We start from the raw sequence: 18027 nt of genomic DNA, 5'->3' as shown, positions 1-18027 counted from the left end.
TGAAGTTTTCTATAAATCAGGCTCAATTAGGATTTTTTTCACATTTCAAAAATCAAAAACAAATTTCCATAATTGTAAATTCCTGACCTGCTTTGCTAAACGTTTGAAAAGTATCTTTCATCCCGAGTTTTTCATAAAACGATTTTTTACCGGATCTGGCATTGCACCAAATTCTCTTTAAATTCTTTTTGCTGGCCAATTCAAAAATATGTTTTAAAAGTTCGGATGCGATTCCCTGACCCTGCCATTCGGGTAAAGTTGCGAGTTTTCTAAACTGCATTTCATCATCTAAAATAAAACAGGACACAATTGAAACCAGTTTTTCATCTATAAAAACGCCAAAATGCAAGCCGAATTTATCTTCTTCCAGCTGAACAAATGCTAAATGCTCATCAGGCCACATTACTTCATGCCTGATTTGCCAGGTATCAGAAGGTTTGATTGATTTTATAATCATATAAAAATAAAAAGAAACCGTCTAATCCATATGGAAAAGACGGTTCTAAAATAAGCTATTTTTTTCTTATTTAGCTACCGGACTATATTGTTCTAAAGTAACATATTCTTCTAGTTTCTTTTCAGACAAACCACGTGTCAGCCATCCTTTTTTATGCGCAGTGATAATGGCATACGGAGTGATCCAAAACAGGCTAAAGCTGTAAAAAACACTATATGAATAAGCCCACATGGATTCAGAAAAACTATATTTTTTAGCATAAAAAAAAGCTGAAAAACTTGATATAATGGATATACTTAAAAGTGTTGAACTAAAAAACAAAAGTGGATGGATTGCTATAAAAAAGAACATGAAAAATAAAAATGGTAAAGACATTATAATTTTTGCCGTTTGGTCTAAGTATAAAAGTCTTGTTCCTAATTTAGATCCGGTTCTGAAATTTTTGAAAACATACTTTGCCATCATTATATTTTCCCTAACATTGCTTCTGCCCCAACGGATAAACATTTTATACAATCCAGTATATCCTTCCGGAACATTCGTAAGTACAATTGAATTTCTTTGAAATAAAACCTGATATCCCTGTTTCAAAATCATATTGGTCATCGCGCGGTCCTCACCAATATCTGAAGGTTCTCCCATAAATGTCTGGTTGATCCATTCGTCAAGACAGTCAAATACAGCAGTTTTTCGATATGCTGCCAAAGCTCCCGGAGTACAAAATACAGAACCTAATACGCTTTCTACAGATCTTACAAACTCAAAGCTCATTACAAAACTCACATTAAGCATTTTAGGAAGCATTGCTGTTTTATTATTCAAAACGTGAACATTTCCGGCAACAGCTCCACATTTTTCATTGTTAAAAAAAGGGCTGACTAAATTTCGCAATGTATCTTTTTTTACAATCGAATCACTGTCAACAGTCACAAAAAAATCTCCTGTCCCTAATTTAAATCCTCTGTAAAGTGCGTGACGTTTTCCTTTATTTTGTGGCTGCTGATAAATGGATAAACGGTCGCCAAGTTTTATTTTAGCCTGTTGAATCCAATACCAGGTATCATCTTTACTACCATCATCAATTGCGAGTATTTGCATTTTCTGCTCTGGATAATCACTGTTTGCCAAACTTAATAAGGTATCCCAAACCAGTTTCCCTTCATTATAAGCCGGAACAATTATGGTACACGAAGGCAGTAATTCATCTGAAACAGATTCTATAGGTCTGTATTTAAAATAGAGAAATGACTTATACAGAAAAACAACTGCTTTAAAAAGAAACAAAACAGTAGCCAGAATTAAAAATGGATAACCCCAGGCAGAATTTATCCTGTCAATATGAAACTGATCAAAGTCGGATTGGAATTTATAAACCAAAAAAGCTCCGGTTATCATTAGTAAAAAAGTGCCTATAAGTACTGCAATACCCGTTGCACTTGTAGTTTGATTATTATTTATTGAGTATTGCTCTTTTTGTGCTTCGTGAAGACCTGAGTCATAAAGCTGTTCTGAAGTAATTGATTCGCTTTTCATTCTGGATTGTATTTTTTATGTAAATGGCATTTATTTTTAATTCTTTATCTGAGAGAATTGCTACAATCCTGAATAGGCAAGGCTTGTGCCATTTGAATTCATATCTGATATTGAGTCATTTAAAAAAATGAGCCATTTTTTTATGTGTATTTATTACACACTTTTCCGAAACAATACACACATTTTTAAGTTTTAACGAATAAAAAAAGACAAGTCAATTTCAAAACATATCAAATAGAAAAACCGCCTGATTCTAAAAGAAAAAGACGGTTTTGAAAATTAATATATAACCTTAAAAATTATAAAATATAATCAGTATTGATGAAATTAGATTCTTTACTGTTTAATAATTCCTGAAGGATTTCATTGTTATAAGCTATATCTTTTGAAGCTACGAAAGTACGGATTGAAAATGAACGCAATGCATCCGGAATACTCAAAGTTCCTACCGCAGAGTCTTTACGGCCTGTGAACGGGAACGCATCAGGACCTCTCTGGCAAGAACTGTTCAGGTTTACCCTGCATACTAAGTTAACCAAAGCATCAATAAGCGGAGCAAGAGTTTTGATATCTTTTCCAAACAAACTTACCTGTTGACCGTAGTTTGATTCGGCCATATCGTCAAGCGGTTCGTTAATATCTTTGAAGGAGATAATTGGCACAACTGGTCCAAATTGCTCTTCATGATACACTCTCATTTCTTTGTTTACAGGATAAAGAACAGCAGGGAAAATATAATTTTCTGAGTGCTTTCCTCCTTTTTCATTTAATATTTTTGCGCCTTTACTTTTTGCATCGTCGATTAAGCCCTGAATGTAAGCTGGTTTATCTTCCTCTGGAAGCGGAGTCAAAGAAGCTCCTTTTTCCCATGGATTTCCAAATACTAAAGCATCTACTTTTTCAGAAAAACGTCTGTTAAATTCTTCAGCAATAGACTCATGAACATATAACACTTTTAAAGCTGTACAACGCTGACCGTTAAAAGATAACGAACCTGTAATACACTCCTGAATTGCCAAATCTAAGTCGGCATCCGGTAAGATAATGGCAGGGTTTTTAGCTTCCAGACCTAAAATCAAACGCAGTCTGTTTTTGTTTGGATGCTGATCCTGTAAAGCAATAGCTGATTTACTGTTTCCAATCAATGCCAAAACATCAATTTTTCCTGATTTCATGATTGGAGAAGCCACTTCACGACCTCTTCCGTATACGATATTGATAACTCCCTTTGGAAAGCTGCTTCTGAAGGCTTCTAATAATGGAGAAATACATAAAACTCCGTATTTTGCCGGTTTAAAAATCACGGCATTACCCATAATCAGAGCAGGAATCAATAACGAGAACGTTTCGTTAAGAGGGTAGTTATATGGTCCAAGGCACAATACAACCCCAAGAGGCCCACGGCGAATCATTGCGTTTACGCCCTGAACTTTTGAGAATTTAGAACTGCGTCCGTTTAATTCTTTATAACTGTCAATAGTGTCCTGAATATATTCTACTGTTCTGTCAAATTCTTTTTGGGAATCGCCAAGGTTTTTTCCGATTTCCCACATCAAAAGTTTCACTACTTCTTCGCGGGTTTCTTTCATTTGCCTTACGAAATTCTCCATGCATTTGATACGGTCAATCACTTTCATCGTTGGCCATAAACCTTGTCCTTTATCATAAGCAGCAGTAGCAGCTTCAACTACCTCAGCTGCTTCTTTTTCTGCCATGAACGGAATAGAACCCAATAATGTCGGCGCATATTTTTCAGTAGAAGAAATAGTAGAAAACACAGGTGTAGTCTGGCCTGTCCATTTTTTTAATTCTCCGTTTACAAGATAAGTATCCTGATTCAGAAGGTCTTTAATTTGATATTCCTCGGGTATAAAACTCATAATCTGGTAATTTTAGTTTTGGTTATTTATTCGTTTTTAAATGAAAAAAGAGGCTTTACCGCCTCTTTCACTTTTATGGATTTACGGTATCACCTTCCCAATCCAGGATTCCGCCAAGCAGATTATAGGCATTCTCAAAACCTAATTCATTCATAATCTGACATGCTTTTGCGCTTCTCGCTCCCGAACGGCAATACACATAATAGTTTTTATTTTTATCCAGTTCTTCTATTTCATAAATAAAAGCCTGACCTTTATTGATGTCAATATTAACAGCATTTTCAATATAGCCGTCGTTAAACTCGTCTTCAGTTCTTACATCAAGTATAACTGCATTTTCATCAGATTTTAATTGTTCAACCCAATCTTCTTGTGATAAATTCATAGCATTGTGTTTTTTGTAAAATTAAATGTTTTTACTAAATAAAATACGTACAAAATACGATTTCGATTATTATTCACAGAAAACGTTTTAGAAGAAGTATTATACTTAGTGTTTTACAAATTTACTCACTATTTTCAAAAAAACATACTGGAATGTCGATAGAAAATAGGATATTTTCATTTCAGGAATTCCTTTCTTAAAAATAGTTTTCTGACAATTTATAACAACTCAATCTATTATCTTTGCAAACAATTATAAGTTTTAGTTTGTTTTTGATAAAATCTGTAATAACAAAACATTAAGATTTTATTTTTAACGGGAAGACAAAAAATTAAAGATTTAGAACAGTATCGTTTATTTTTAAATTTCACCCATGCAGCCTTCATTAAAAACCCTCTTTCCAAATTTCTCCAATGAACTGATTGCTGTTATTGAAGAAACCGGGAGTCCACAAGATTTTAAATCCGGAACAATCTTAATGCGAACCGGACAGTATATTAAAAATACGGTTTTGATTACCAAAGGAAAAATCAAAATCTATCGCGAAGGCGAAGATGGCGGTGAGTTTTTAATGTATTATTTACAGCCGGGACAGGCCTGCGCCATTTCTATGATTTGTACCGCAAAAAGCGAAAAAAGCCAAATTATGGCCAAAGTAGTCGAAGATGTTTCTGTCATGATGATTCCCCTGCAAATGATGGACAAATGGATGATGGAACACCGTTCCTGGTACGAATTTGTCATTGAAACCTATCGAAGCCGTTTTGAAGAAGTCCTTGAAGTTATTGATAATATCGCTTTCCGATCCATGGATGAACGTTTGGAATTTTACCTGAAAAGACATTCTGACTCCTGTGGTTGCTCTGAAGTCAAACTTTCTCATCAGGAAATTGCAACCGAACTGAATACCTCAAGAGAAGTCGTTTCAAGATTGCTCAAAAAAATGGAACAAAGAGGATTGGTGAAGCTCAACAGAAACCAAATTGAGTTATTAAAAACTAATTTCACGAATTAGCACTAAATCTATTCTGTCACATTGAGCGAAGTCTACATGCTTTTCGGGTTCTCAACTCCGCTCGAACTGACATTATAAGTAACATAAAAATCCATTTGATATTTTAATCTATTACAAAATCACCTTCTGTGATAAATGTTACTGTAGATTTCTAATTTACAAACCACCTTTGCATCAAAACAAATGCAATGGAATATCTGGGTTATTTTGCCTCTATCATTATCGGAATTTCGCTGGGCTTAATTGGCGGCGGCGGATCGATATTGACTATTCCGATTCTTGTTTATTTGTTTAAGGTAAGTCCGGACCAGGCCACTTCGTACTCTTTATTTATTGTTGGGCTTACAGCTATGTCAGGAAGTTACAGCCATTACAAAATGGGAAACCTCAAACTCAAATCGGCGTTTTACTTTGCCATTCCGTCTGTGGTTTCAATTTTAATCATCCGTGAAGTTATTTTTCCGAAAATCGCAGCCACGTTATTTTGCATAGCCTCTTATTCGGTTTCAAAAGACTTTCTGATTATGATTGTCTTTTCAGTATTGATGATTACTGCAGCAATTTCGATGATTAAAAAAGACCAGCCCGAAATAAAAAATGCCGAAACCAATTACCCGCAATTAAGCTTAATCGGTTTTGTGGTCGGAATCGTAACCGGATTTCTGGGTGCCGGTGGCGGTTTTTTAATTATCCCGGCCTTATTATTTTTTGCCAATTTACCCATGAAACAAGCCGTTGGAACATCATTATTAATCATTACAATCAATTCAACAATAGGTTTTGGAGGCGATTTATATATCGGAACACCCATAGATTATCCCTTTTTATTAAGCGTTTCTGCCATGGCACTCCTGGGAATGCTAATTGGAAGCCAGTTTTCTAAAAAGATTGACGGAGCAAAACTAAAACCTCTTTTTGGCTGGTTTGTTCTCGTAATGGGTGTTTATATTATTACAAAAGAAGTTTTGTTTTAAGGCTTTCACGCAATTTTTAAATATTTTGAATTTAGTTTCACTTGTAGAGTAGTCTTTGTCAGGATTCTGAATTTTGACAAAGACGAAACTAAACCTAAAATTAGTTGTAATTCTTACCAAAACAGCTTTAGAACCTTTAAATTAATCAATTCTTTTTGGCACTAAGTTTGTGTTTCTTGGCGAAAACAATCCGCCTAATGAATAAAATTACTCTCGTTTCTCTCTTTTTTTACTTTTGTAACTTTACTTACAGCCAGAATATCATTTACAGAACAAATTCTTTAAATAATACTGTAATCCAAACTGATGACAAATTGGAAGTAAATTACAAAACCGACTTATTTGGCAACACCATTATTGAAGATGCATATGGAAGAACACTCGTAATTTTAAAGAAAGATATCTTTGGTAATATTATCATTACAGACACATTCGAAAAAATTATAGCCAAACAGGTTAAAGATATTTTCAACAATGTTATGATTAAAAATGGGAAAGACGAAATCATAGCCAAAGAAGTAAAAGATATATTTGGTGATATCAAAATTGTAGACAAACATGATCGGATACTGGCAAAACAAAAAAAAGATTTTCATGGAAACACTGTCATTGTAGATAACAATGACCAAATTTTATCTACAAACAAAAATGCTCTTTTTGGCCCCATACTAATAGAGAGACCATACGAAAGATCAATTATTATTGAAAATTGGGGAATCTATGGCGATTTGAAAGTTTTTTTCGATTAAGAATTTGTATTTTTTTGACGTTCTTTATATCGGGCTATCCATACCAATCCATAGCGCCCGGTTAAATCATATCCTCTTGTTCCTAAAAAAAATTTAGCCCAAAAAATGAATTTTGGGCCAAAACAGAACGCATTTCAATTGGAGTTACTTCAAATTTCCCCAAATTTTTGTTTATAACGTCCAAGCTCAATTTCTGTTCTGTTTAAAAGCTTTTCTAATAGCTGAATTTTGTCTTCATATAGTTCTTTGATCGTAGAAGTATTTTCTGTGTTAATCAAAATACTCCCATTATTATTTCCGGTGATTTTATTAAAAGAATTAAAGTACCGATCGTAATCAAAACTGATGATATCTTCAACACTTACATCAAGAATTCTTCCTATTTCGACCAGTTTTTCGTAACTCAAAGAAGTTTTTCCTTTTTCAATTTTACTATAACCGGCCTGAGTTACACCTAATTTTTCTGCCATATATTCCTGAGTGTAATTTTTTAACTCTCTAATGTTTTTGATTTTGTTTTTAATTGTTGTTGTGGCCATATATTTTTTAATTTGGGGTCAGGTATAGCTAAAACAGCCCGCCATTAAACTTTTTAACAGCATAACTATACCTTATTTAGGGTACTCTAAAACTGCATATTGTCAGGAATAGTAACGCAGTAGTTCATTATTTTTTTCTGCTGGTAATAAAATAACCATACATCAAAGCTGCCATTATGAAAACTAAATCATAATGGGAAATTCCAAATAAATACATTTTTGATTTTTTTATTTAAGCAGTCTTTTTTATACTTCTTTCAAACTGAAGATCCAGAAAATGATCTATCTGTTCGCCTATCACAGGTCGGTCCTTTGCTGCAATTTTAATCTTTATTTCTTTTCTGTAAATATCTTTTACAAATACGAAATACACAAATTCTGAAGTGTTATCAAATCTTGCGATTATAATAAAAACGTAACATAAAAGTGTCGGAATAATATAGTATAGATCCATCAGGTCTGAGAAAATCATACAATAATACGCTACGGCGGTTACGGCTATAAAAGCAGCATTTTCAAGAAAATACTTTTTCTTTTTTTTTAGCAATCCCAGTTCTTTAATTTCATCAAAATCATACTGCCAGTTTTTAGATTTGTAGTGAAATTTAATCGTGTCGGTAAAAATAGTTATGAACATAATAATAAGTAAATAAAAAAATAAAGGTTTGTGTAAAATCTTTTGGAATCTTTATAAAAATTCTTAGATACGCAATATTAAGCATTAACTTCTTTTTTTTCTTACAACACAAATTATAGAATATAACTAATAGTTGTAATTAAATCCTTAGAAAAATACTACGCAAAATGCCTTTACTTTTTTATTTTATTTACTAAAGAGAATATTCTTTTGGGCGTTACCTACGGCCGGGCTATCCGCTAAATCACCTGCTAACAAAACCTACGGCTGAAAAGTGCTTTTTCTATATCGGGAGATACCGGTGCTATCTCTAATGCGGTCAACTAATCGTAATGTTTTTTATTACATATCTGGAAAAGTCTGGAATAATCCATTTTTTTGAGAATTGAGAAACATCTAAAATTCAATTACAAACTAGAGAGGTTTAGTATGGAGTAGGTTTTACATGAGGAAAAATAATTTGAATAACCTGTATATTTTGCCAATTTCAACACATTAGGTTTTGAAAAATCAGGCTATTTTATAGTGCTTACAAATTGACTAAATTCAAGTATAAAATAAATTACTATTTTTGCTTTTTAAGGTGTCCATAATATATACAAATACCACATGACAGATATAATTGCATTCTCTTCAAGTTTATTAGGTTTGTTTTTTCTAATATTCAATACCATTTTATTTTTAAAAAATAAACAAGTACGTGAAAAAACTGAAAAAACTTTTTTGTGGTATCTATTTTCTCTTTGTATTGTAGAAATAATATGCCATCTGATAGGATTTTTATACTTTGGACAAAACTTTTTTGTATCGCACTTTTATTTTTATTTCCAACTATTATTTTTATCTATACTTTTCAAAAAATTAATTTCAAATACGATTTTGAAAAAAGTTATATTGATAATTTTAATCACACAAACAGTAATTTTAGCATCAATGTATATAAAAGATCCAAATTCATTTTGGAACTTTAATAATTATGAAATTATTTCCATCTCTATAATTTTAATACTTTATGCGCTTTATTATATTGTCTCCAATTTAGCAACCGAGCATCGTTATTTCAACTTTTCTATTGGTTTAATTCTATATTTTGCGTGTAGTGTCACGATTTTTTCTGTAGGCAATTTAGAATTAGTTTTATGTGAGGATCCTTTTATAGATATATGGATTTTTAATATTGTCTTCTATATTATTTTTCAAATCTTTATCTTTAAGGAGTATCTTTTCCTGAAATCAAAAAAACAAATGGAATGAACATTAAAGTGTTTCTAAAATCCATTTTGTTTATTTTTTATGCAGTCGTTTTTTTAAATACGCCGCTTACTTTTTCTTTTCAAACAAAGAATTTTTCACTTCAAAACCCAAATGGTGATGTTACCACAATTGAAAAAACATTTCTAAATAAAAAGCAGCCTATTTCTGACCAGACGATAAATGAAGTAAAGAAAAGCCAAATTTTATTACTGGTTGTTGTTACTTTTTTTGTGAGTGGGTTTCTGTTCTTAATTTATCACTTAAAAAAAGTACGAATTATAAACCAGCAGTTAGAAAGTTATTCCAAACAAAACGAATTTTTAATTAGCGAAACCAATCATCGGGTCAATAATAATTTACAACTAATTTCATTACTTATAGCTGATACACTTCGTAAAAAGCAAGGGGACGAGAATAGAAATGATTTTGTCAAGCTTTTATCAAAAGTAGAAACTATTGCTTCTTTACATAGACATCTGTATCAAACAAAAAACAACAATGAAATTGACTTAAAGGAATATCTTCTGGAAGTAAAAAATAATTTTACAAGTTTAGAAGAAGATAAAGAATTTGAGATTACTTTTGAGATCGATTCTATTCAAATTCATTCTGATAATGCTATGTATATTGGTTTACTAGTTACCGAATTAATCATAAATTCGGTAAAACATGCCTTTGAAAAAAATCATGAAAAACGAATGAATTTAGAAATTAACAAAGAGAATAATTTCATTTCATTTGATTATAAAGACAATGGATTAAATTCGACAGATAAAAAAGTTAGTCCTAAATTAGTACTACAACTTTGTCAGCAATTAAAAGTCAACCCAACGATAGAAACTGCCAAAGGTTTCCATTTATATTTTAATTTATAGCCTTTATGCCTAAAATAGTAATTGTAGAAGACCAGGTTTTAATTGCAAATCATATAAAAAATATTTTAACAGATTGCGGTTATGCCTCTATTGAATTGGCTTTCAATTTAAATGATGCTACAATTACATTACATCAATTTTTACCCGAAATTATTTTATTAGACATCAATGTAGAAGGCCACGATACCGGAATTGAATGGGCAAAAATGAGCCTAACTAATGAAAAAGTCATTTTCATTACGGGTCAAACGGAAATGGAAACCTTAAAAAAGGCATTAAAAATTCAGCCTGTTGCCTATTTAACAAAACCTATAAAAAAAATCGATTTAATTGCTGCTATCGAAGTAGCAAGAGAACAATCCAAACCAAAATCAATCACTGTTAAAGATGGTTATAAGGATGTAAAAATTTTATTAGATTCTATTTTATTTATTAAAAGTGATAAAAATTATATCGATATTATAACTACTTCTAAAACCCATACCATTCGAACTACTTTAGATAATTTTCATAAAGAATTAGATGCTTCCACTTTTTACAAAGTTCATCGCTCATATATTGTAAATAAAGATAAAATTTCCATAAAATCCAGTTCGTTTGTAAAAATTGAACAGTATGAAATTCCTATTTCCAGAGAGATCGACTTCCGAATTTAGATTCGTCCACAAAGTTCTGCTGTTCGTCCCAAATTAAGACTTGAGGTGCTTTTTTGTGATAATTTTGGGTATTAAATACCACATTATATGAAACAAAAATACTTCATTACAGTTTTACTGTCTTTACTATTTGGAATCACAAATGCACAAAACAATGCATTACAAATGAGTAATGACAGTTATTTTAGTAGCTACAATAGAAACTCCTCTTTTTACAGTGATTATTACTTAAACAGTACTAGTTTTACTATCGAGTATGATTTTTATTTAAACGCATCAAATAATTACAATGCTCGATTTAGTTCCTTTGCCAGCAATGGGGTTGTTGCAAAACCTATCCATTTTTATGTGAATAATACAGGGGCTTCTGCCTTATTATTAGGAAACGGCACAACAGAAGAAGCGGTTCCTGGAATGCCAACTTTTAACGCACAACAGTGGTATCATATTGCCTTTGTCGTGACAAATTCAGGTACTAAAAATGTAAAGGTATATGTAAATGGAGTACCTACCATTGACTATAATTTTACTGCTACTTTAGATGGTTTTGACGGACTAACCGATATTAATCTTGGCGCCACCAGTTACAGTTCTACCACTAATACGGGGAATGCTAAATATGATAATTTCCGTATATGGTCTTCGGCAAGAACGGCATCAGAAATAGCGAATAATTATGCTTCCTGTTTGGTTGGGAATGAACCTGGACTAGTGAGTTATTTTAATTTTGATGGATATAATGGCAGACGTATTGAAAACTTGTTTACCTATAGTCCTGAATATAGTATATTTTATATTTTTAATAACTATTCTTTCGTTTCAGGTAGTGGTTGTGCTACGCCTCCTTTATACGACCCTATCACCGTAACGGGTGATTTTAATGCAATTTTTTATTATGCAGATCAAATCAACGGAAAACCAAACTATAAAACAGATCGTGTGGATTGCGGTATCAATACCAGTCAAGCCCGATGTGCTGGTTCACCTTCATATTCAGAAATAATTTGGGAAAACAACCAATGGATAATACGCACTGGAGGTTGTGTTTGGGAGCTTGGGGAAGCTTGTGTTCCAGTGTCTTATTCGGGATTAGCTGTTGGTATTAATTCAAATGATACAACACTGCCTCCCTGTGCAGGATGGACTAGTAATGTTACTGTTTACACTACACACTGTACTACTTTAGCCACTACAAATCAAAAATTAGAAGAAAATATTTCCATTTACCCTAATCCAACCCCTAACATCTTGAATGTTGAAGTTAAAGAAAAGGTTACTATTCAGGTTTTTGATGTTATGGGTAAAATGATTTTGGTTAGAAATAATGTACTGGATTCAGAAAAAATAAACCTCACTAACTTTCCTAATGGGGTATATTTAGTAAAAGCAACCGATGCTACTGGAAACAATAAAAGTTATAAGATAATTAAAGAATAACTACATAATACCCCTTTTAAATGAAAAAAAATTACGCTTTTCTAATCGTAGTACTGTTATGTGGAATAACCACTGCGCTACAAGCACAAAACAATGCACTCAATCTTGATGGAACGGCTAATTATGTAAGCATTCCTAATACCTATTCTATAAACAGTAGTGCCTTTACTGTCGAATTTGATTTTTATATGAATTCCTTACAGGATTATAATGGAGGGATTTCCTCAACAAATAATGCTGGGATCCCTCAACCCTTTGATTTCTATGTAAATAATCTGGGTGAAGCTAAACTGGCTTTAGGTAATGGCTCACAATCTGACACTATTAATTTAACTACCTTAAATGCAGGGCAATGGTACCATATTGCTATAGTGGTAGGTGATGGAACTTTGAGAGTACAGATAAATGGTAACCTAACAACTCTTTCTTTTATAGGTAGTTCATTATCAAGCACAGGTAATATTAGAATTGGAGACCTTATGGATGGCGTAACAAACGCCAATGCAAAATTTGACAATGTTCGCATTTGGTCTGTAGCCAGAGCCTTTTCAGAAATACAAAATAACAGAAGTACCTGTTTAACTGGAAATGAAGCAGGCTTAGATATTTATTACACCTTTGAAAACATTTCCGGAAATACCGTTCCTGATATTGCTGGAAATAACGGCAGCCAAAATGGTACTATTACAGGTAGTTTTTCAAATACGGCTGGTACAGGTTGTACACCAATGGTTCCAGCTGCTCCCACAACAAATTATGCTACACAAATTTTTGCAGGCGACGACAAAACACTAGCCGATCTTCAAATTACTGGAAACAACATCAAATGGTATTATGAACCTCCAGGAAATTACTTACTATCCAACAATTATCCGTTATATGATAAATTAATGTACTATGCGACACAAACTGTAACAGGTCTAGAAAGTACAAATCGATTAGCCATACCCGTAAACAGAATTTCTAATGCTACACAAATTGTGCCTCCAGCCAGTACTGTTGCCAATTTAGTTGCTAATACGCTTACAGGCGCAACAGCACAATGGTTTACAACTCCGTCTGGCGGTACTCCTTTAGCTAGTTCGGATGCCATTACTTCTGGGACTTATTATGTAGAACAAGTAATAACAACAGGTATAGAAACTCTTGGAAATGGGTTTAATTTACCTGCAGGAATTGCGATTGAAACTGATGGTAAAATTATAGTAGCAGATTATGCTAATAATTCCATAAAGCGCATGAATGTTGACGGTACTGATGTGATTACTTTAGGCTCAGGATTTTCTCTTCCGGTAGGAGTTGCCATACAAGCAGACGGTAAAATCATAGTAGCAGATACTGGTAATAATGCCGTTAAACGAATGAATGCCGATGGAACCAATATAGAAATAGTAGGTTCAGGTTTTAACCAACCAACAGGAGTTGCCCTACAAGCCGATGGTAAAATTGTAGTAGCAGATTATAATAATAATGCTATCAAACGTATGAATGCCGATGGAACCAATATACTAATATTAGGTTCAGGGTTTAATTATCCTTCTGGTGTTGCCTTACAAGCGGATGGTAAAATTATCGTAACTGATTCTTATAATAATGCTATCAAACGTATGGATCCAGATGGTATGAATATCGTTACACTAGGTTCGGGATTTAATGAACCATATGGAGTTGTCGTGCAAGCCGATGGTAAAATTGTAATAGCTGATTATGGAAATAATGCCGTTAAACGTATGAATACCGATGGAACCAATATAATAACATTGGGTTCAGGGTTTTACCAACCAACCGGAGTTGCCTTACAAGCCGATGGTAAAATTATAGTGGCAGATTATAGTAATAATGTCATAAAACGCATCACTGAAGCCTCAACCAGTAACCGTGTAGCGGTACAAGTAGCCACTACAACAACCCCTGCTACTCATTTACATTTTGATAGTACTAATGATTACATTCCATTAACTCATTTTGAAAAACCAAACGAATTTACCATCGAGGCTTGGGTAAAAAATGATTATGACTCTGGTACTATTATCTGCTGGGGTAAAAACACAAATGATACCAGTCATACTAAATTACGTGTAGATGATGGAGATGTAGATTTCTACACTTATGATAATGTCAATGATATAAGTAGTACTATTTCATCTTCAATCCATATCAATAGTAACTGGCATCATATAGCCGTAGTAAAAAATGCAAATCCTACAAATAACCTTGAAATTTATGTGGATGGTGTTTTAGGAGCAACTGGTACCGTAAACATTAATATTACCTCAGATAATTTATTGATTGGGGGCAGAACCTATAATAATTCAGGTCCTTTTGAATTTTATGAAGGTGAACTAGATGAAATACGAATTTGGAATGTTGCCAGAACAGCTACTCAAATTAATGCGTCTAAAGACTGCGAATTACTTGGTAACGAAAATGGCTTACTAGCCTACTATAAATTCAATCAAGGATATGACCAAGCGAATAATACTGCTATTAGTACTTTGACCAACTCGGTTACTGGAGGTTCAAATGGTGTTTTGAATAACTTTAATCTTTATGGAACCAAATCAAATTGGTTAAACGGTTCTCCTATTACATCTGGAGTAACCTGTGCCAGCCTTGGAACTGATGATTTTCTAAGTTCGAATGATTTTCAAGTCTACCCAAATCCGTCATCAGGAATTTTCAACATACAAACTAAAGAAGATGGTTTATTGGAAGTGTATGATGTTACAGGTAGAAAAATAACATCTCAAAAAGCAACTTCAGCAACTTCACAAGTCGATTTGTCTGGGTACAATAATGGGGTTTATTTCCTGAAAACCAATAGAGCAACTTTAAAACTAATTAAAAATTAAAACAATGCTAAAGAAATTACTTTTACAGCTAGTATTTTTGTTTGCTCCATTGGCAATTTTGGCGCAAAATTTTACTCAGGGCGATTTAAATTACATAGTAACTACAGGAACAAACGTGTCTGTGAAGGCGGTTAATAAAACACTAACTACAGCAAACATTCCTACAAGTGTAACAAACGAAAGTATTACGTATGCAGTAACAAGTATAGGAACTAATGCTTTTGATAGTTGCACCGGACTTACCTCGGTAACAATTCCTAACTCGGTAACCAGCATCGAAAATAGCGCTTTCTTTAATTGTACAGATCTCACTTCGGTAACGATTCCTAATTCGGTAACCAGTATTGGAAATTTTGCTTTTTTAAATTGTAAAAAATTAACTACTATAACAATTCCTCAATCGGTAACGAGTCTTGGCAATTCTGTTTTTTATTATTGTTCAGGTCTAACTTCTGTATCCATTCCTAATTCAGTAACGAGTATTGGAATTGATACTTTTAATAGTTGCACAGCTCTCACTTCTGTAACGATTCCTAGTTCGGTAATGAGTATTGGAATTACTGCTTTTTATAATTGTTCAGGTCTCACTTCTGTAACGATTCCTAATTCAGTAACGAGTATTGGAAATAATGCTTTTGGAAATTGCACAGCTCTCACTTCTATAACCATTCCTAATTCGGTAACAAGCATTGGATTTTATGCTTTTTCAAGTTGTACAGCTCTCACTTCAATAAAAGTTCTCAACCCATCGCCAGTAAACATCGATGCCAATGTTTTTAACGGTGTAGCAATTGCTAACATTTCGCTTTCTGTGCCTGGATCAAGTGTATCTGCATATCAGGCAGCAGCAGTTTGGCAGGATTTTAACTCTATTACCAATATACCTCAAGGCACTCACCTTAACTTTGATGGAATAAATGATTATGTAAGTATTCCTTATTCATCAAATTTTAACTTTGGTACAGGTAATTTCTCAGTTGAGTGCTGGGTAAAAACATCTAATAGTGCTGTTAAGGTAGCAGTAGGAGCAATTCAATCAGGTGATTTTTGGTTAGGTATTAACAATGGTAAAGCCAATTTTTCAATTTCTGGAGGCGGAAACGCTACAGGAACAACAACTATTTCTGATGGCGCCTGGCATCATATTGTGGGGGTTCGAAAAAATGGAATTAACTATATCTACGTAGATGGAGCTTTAGAAGGTCTAATTAACAATGCGGTTGCTTTTAACCTGACTTCAAATCCTGTAACTATTGGCAACTTTAATGGGAGTTTTAATTTTCAGGGCAATATAGACGATGTTCGTATTTGGAATAAAGCACTAACAGCCTCAGAAATTAGTACCAGAAAAAACTGCGAATTAGACAATACACAAGCTAATTTGTTAGCCTATTATAAATTTAATCAGGGTTATGATCAGGAGGATAATTCTGCTACAACTACGCTAACCGATGCTACTTCAAACACCAATAATGCCACATTAATTAACTTTGCATTAAACGGTACTACATCAAACTGGTTAGCCGGATCTCCAGTGACTACTGGTTCTGTTTTACCAGGAAATCCTTCTGTTACGACTCCTGTAACATATAACTCAGGTGATACCGCTAGTGCACTTACTGCTACTATTGGAAGTAACGGAACTGGATTAGTTTGGTATACTACTGCGACAGGTGGAACAGGTTCTACAACAGCTCCAATTCCTTCAACAGCTAGTGTAGGTTCAACATCCTATTGGGTATCTTGTACTAATGCCTATGGATGTGAAAGTGACAGAATTGAAATCGTTGTCACAGTAAACTCAGTAACCCCAGCAACACACTTACATTTTGACGGGAATAATGATTTAGTAAATCTGGGTAGTAATTTATCTGCTTCGCTCAATAACAATACAAAAATTACTCTTGAAGCATGGATAAAGCCTGAGTCAATTGGAACGAATAGAACAATTGTTGGAAATTATAATAATGGTGCTTTCCAAATGCAGTCTTTACTGAGACAAAACGGAAGCTCTTTAGAATTTTGGATTGGTACAAATACTGGTTTTACAGATGCAACTGTATCGAATGTTCTGTCTGCAAATACTTGGTATCATGTAGCGGGAACCTGGGATGGTACTACAATGAAACTATACATTAATGGTAATCAAGTAGCCAGCTATCCTAAATCAGGATCATTGTCGACAACTACTAATAATTATATGATTGGTAATAGTTCAACAAACGAACGATTCCATGGATCAATTGACGAAGTTCGTATTTGGAATGTGGATTTATCACAAGCTGATATTCAAAACACTATGAACTGTGAATTACAAAATAATCAAAATAATATTTTAGGTTATTATAAATTGAATCAAGGTTTTGATAGTATAAACAACAGTTCTGTTACCACCGCAACTGATTCGTCAGAAAATGGAAACGATGGTACATTAATTAATTTTGCATTGACTGGTGGTACTTCAAACTGGGCAGCAGGTTCGCCTATTAGCACTGGAAACACTTGTAACACTCTAAGTAATAAAGATTTCACTTACAGCAATTACTATAAAGTTTACCCAAATCCATCCTCAGGAATTTTTAATATAGAAACCAAAGAAAACACCTTATTGGAAGTATATGATGTTACAGGTAGAAAAGTAAAATCTCAAAAAGCTACTTCAGAAACTTCACAAGTGGATTTATCCGGGTACAATAATGGGGTTTATTTCCTGAAAACTAATCAAGGAACAACAAAGTTGATTAAAAAAGGCTTATAGTTTTTCTTACAAAAGCCAATTACTAA

The 18027-nt window shown here is 33.3% G+C and carries 14 protein-coding genes; 8 read left to right on the top strand and 6 right to left on the bottom strand.

Features of this window, described 5'->3' with window-relative positions:
* Positions 1-52: 52 nt before the first annotated feature.
* The 4 genes from BXU10_RS04245 to BXU10_RS04230 all read right to left on the bottom strand — a co-directional run bounded on the left by BXU10_RS04245 (position 53) and on the right by BXU10_RS04230 (position 4255).
* Positions 53-457: a GNAT family N-acetyltransferase gene (locus BXU10_RS04245; RefSeq protein WP_078226246.1), complete on the bottom strand. Its 405-nt coding sequence runs from the start codon at positions 455-457 to the stop codon at positions 53-55.
* A gap of 66 nt (positions 458-523) precedes the next feature.
* The gene (locus tag BXU10_RS04240; RefSeq protein WP_078226245.1) at positions 524-1990 is read right to left on the bottom strand and encodes a glycosyltransferase family 2 protein; all 1467 of its coding nucleotides are present in this window, start codon (positions 1988-1990) and stop codon (positions 524-526) included.
* 299 nt (positions 1991-2289) lie between these two features.
* Positions 2290-3870 (bottom strand): NADP-dependent glyceraldehyde-3-phosphate dehydrogenase, encoded by a 1581-nt coding sequence (locus BXU10_RS04235; RefSeq protein WP_078226244.1) that lies wholly within the window; start codon positions 3868-3870, stop codon positions 2290-2292.
* Positions 3871-3943: 73 nt separating this feature from the next.
* A complete protein-coding gene (locus BXU10_RS04230) occupies positions 3944-4255 on the bottom strand; it encodes a rhodanese-like domain-containing protein (RefSeq protein ID WP_078226243.1) in 312 nt (103 codons plus the stop codon).
* A gap of 373 nt (positions 4256-4628) precedes the next feature.
* On the opposite strand from BXU10_RS04230, the gene BXU10_RS04225 reads away from it, so the two are divergent.
* The 3 genes from BXU10_RS04225 to BXU10_RS04215 all read left to right on the top strand — a co-directional run bounded on the left by BXU10_RS04225 (position 4629) and on the right by BXU10_RS04215 (position 6993).
* Positions 4629-5270: a Crp/Fnr family transcriptional regulator gene (locus BXU10_RS04225; protein ID WP_031456317.1), complete on the top strand. Its 642-nt coding sequence runs from the start codon at positions 4629-4631 to the stop codon at positions 5268-5270.
* Between the two features lie 188 nt (positions 5271-5458).
* Positions 5459-6244 carry a sulfite exporter TauE/SafE family protein gene (locus BXU10_RS04220; RefSeq protein ID WP_078226242.1) on the top strand — a complete coding sequence of 262 codons (786 nt, stop codon included), beginning with the start codon at positions 5459-5461 and terminating at the stop codon, positions 6242-6244.
* Between the two features lie 197 nt (positions 6245-6441).
* Complete coding sequence (locus BXU10_RS04215) at positions 6442-6993, top strand: hypothetical protein (protein ID WP_078226241.1); 552 nt, start codon at positions 6442-6444, stop codon at positions 6991-6993.
* Positions 6994-7142: 149 nt separating this feature from the next.
* Here BXU10_RS04215 and BXU10_RS04210 read toward each other — a convergent pair whose 3' ends face one another.
* A complete protein-coding gene (locus tag BXU10_RS04210) occupies positions 7143-7532 on the bottom strand; it encodes a helix-turn-helix transcriptional regulator (protein ID WP_078226240.1) in 390 nt (129 codons plus the stop codon).
* A gap of 232 nt (positions 7533-7764) precedes the next feature.
* Entirely contained in the window at positions 7765-8169 is a 405-nt protein-coding gene (locus BXU10_RS04205) for a hypothetical protein (RefSeq protein WP_078226238.1), read from the bottom strand.
* 1250 nt (positions 8170-9419) lie between these two features.
* Between BXU10_RS04205 and BXU10_RS04195 the strand changes: the two genes are divergently transcribed.
* The 5 genes from BXU10_RS04195 (at position 9420) to BXU10_RS04175 (ending at position 18001) form a co-directional block, all read left to right on the top strand.
* Complete coding sequence (locus BXU10_RS04195) at positions 9420-10298, top strand: sensor histidine kinase (RefSeq protein ID WP_078226236.1); 879 nt, start codon at positions 9420-9422, stop codon at positions 10296-10298.
* 5 nt (positions 10299-10303) lie between these two features.
* Complete coding sequence (locus tag BXU10_RS04190; RefSeq protein WP_078226235.1) at positions 10304-10954, top strand: LytTR family DNA-binding domain-containing protein; 651 nt, start codon at positions 10304-10306, stop codon at positions 10952-10954.
* Positions 10955-11041: 87 nt separating this feature from the next.
* Entirely contained in the window at positions 11042-12391 is a 1350-nt protein-coding gene (locus BXU10_RS04185; RefSeq protein WP_078226234.1) for a LamG-like jellyroll fold domain-containing protein, read from the top strand.
* Between the two features lie 20 nt (positions 12392-12411).
* Complete coding sequence (locus BXU10_RS04180) at positions 12412-15243, top strand: LamG-like jellyroll fold domain-containing protein (RefSeq protein WP_078226233.1); 2832 nt, start codon at positions 12412-12414, stop codon at positions 15241-15243.
* A gap of 4 nt (positions 15244-15247) precedes the next feature.
* Positions 15248-18001: a leucine-rich repeat protein gene (locus BXU10_RS04175; RefSeq protein WP_078226231.1), complete on the top strand. Its 2754-nt coding sequence runs from the start codon at positions 15248-15250 to the stop codon at positions 17999-18001.
* Positions 18002-18027: the final 26 nt, after the last annotated feature.

Origin of the sequence: Flavobacterium sp. LM4 (assembly GCF_002017935.1) — a bacterium.
Classification (GTDB): Bacteria; Bacteroidota; Bacteroidia; order Flavobacteriales; family Flavobacteriaceae; genus Flavobacterium; species Flavobacterium chungangense.
This window is presented reverse-complemented; position numbering and strand designations above follow the sequence as displayed.

Bases quoted from the DNA above. Each gene is read 5' to 3' on its own strand.
- BXU10_RS04205 (WP_078226238.1), bottom strand. From the start codon at position 8,169: ATGTTCATAACTATTTTTACCGACACGATTAAATTTCACTACAAATCT.
- BXU10_RS04240 (WP_078226245.1), bottom strand. From the start codon at position 1,990: ATGAAAAGCGAATCAATTACTTCAGAACAGCTTTATGACTCAGGTCTT.
- BXU10_RS04185 (WP_078226234.1), top strand. From the start codon at position 11,042: ATGAAACAAAAATACTTCATTACAGTTTTACTGTCTTTACTATTTGGA.
- BXU10_RS04175 (WP_078226231.1), top strand. From the start codon at position 15,248: ATGCTAAAGAAATTACTTTTACAGCTAGTATTTTTGTTTGCTCCATTG.
- BXU10_RS04215 (WP_078226241.1), top strand. From the start codon at position 6,442: ATGAATAAAATTACTCTCGTTTCTCTCTTTTTTTACTTTTGTAACTTT.
- BXU10_RS04245 (WP_078226246.1), bottom strand. From the start codon at position 457: ATGATTATAAAATCAATCAAACCTTCTGATACCTGGCAAATCAGGCAT.
- BXU10_RS04220 (WP_078226242.1), top strand. From the start codon at position 5,459: ATGGAATATCTGGGTTATTTTGCCTCTATCATTATCGGAATTTCGCTG.
- BXU10_RS04230 (WP_078226243.1), bottom strand. From the start codon at position 4,255: ATGAATTTATCACAAGAAGATTGGGTTGAACAATTAAAATCTGATGAA.
- BXU10_RS04190 (WP_078226235.1), top strand. From the start codon at position 10,304: ATGCCTAAAATAGTAATTGTAGAAGACCAGGTTTTAATTGCAAATCAT.
- BXU10_RS04195 (WP_078226236.1), top strand. From the start codon at position 9,420: ATGAACATTAAAGTGTTTCTAAAATCCATTTTGTTTATTTTTTATGCA.
- BXU10_RS04235 (WP_078226244.1), bottom strand. From the start codon at position 3,870: ATGAGTTTTATACCCGAGGAATATCAAATTAAAGACCTTCTGAATCAG.
- BXU10_RS04225 (WP_031456317.1), top strand. From the start codon at position 4,629: ATGCAGCCTTCATTAAAAACCCTCTTTCCAAATTTCTCCAATGAACTG.
- BXU10_RS04180 (WP_078226233.1), top strand. From the start codon at position 12,412: ATGAAAAAAAATTACGCTTTTCTAATCGTAGTACTGTTATGTGGAATA.
- BXU10_RS04210 (WP_078226240.1), bottom strand. From the start codon at position 7,532: ATGGCCACAACAACAATTAAAAACAAAATCAAAAACATTAGAGAGTTA.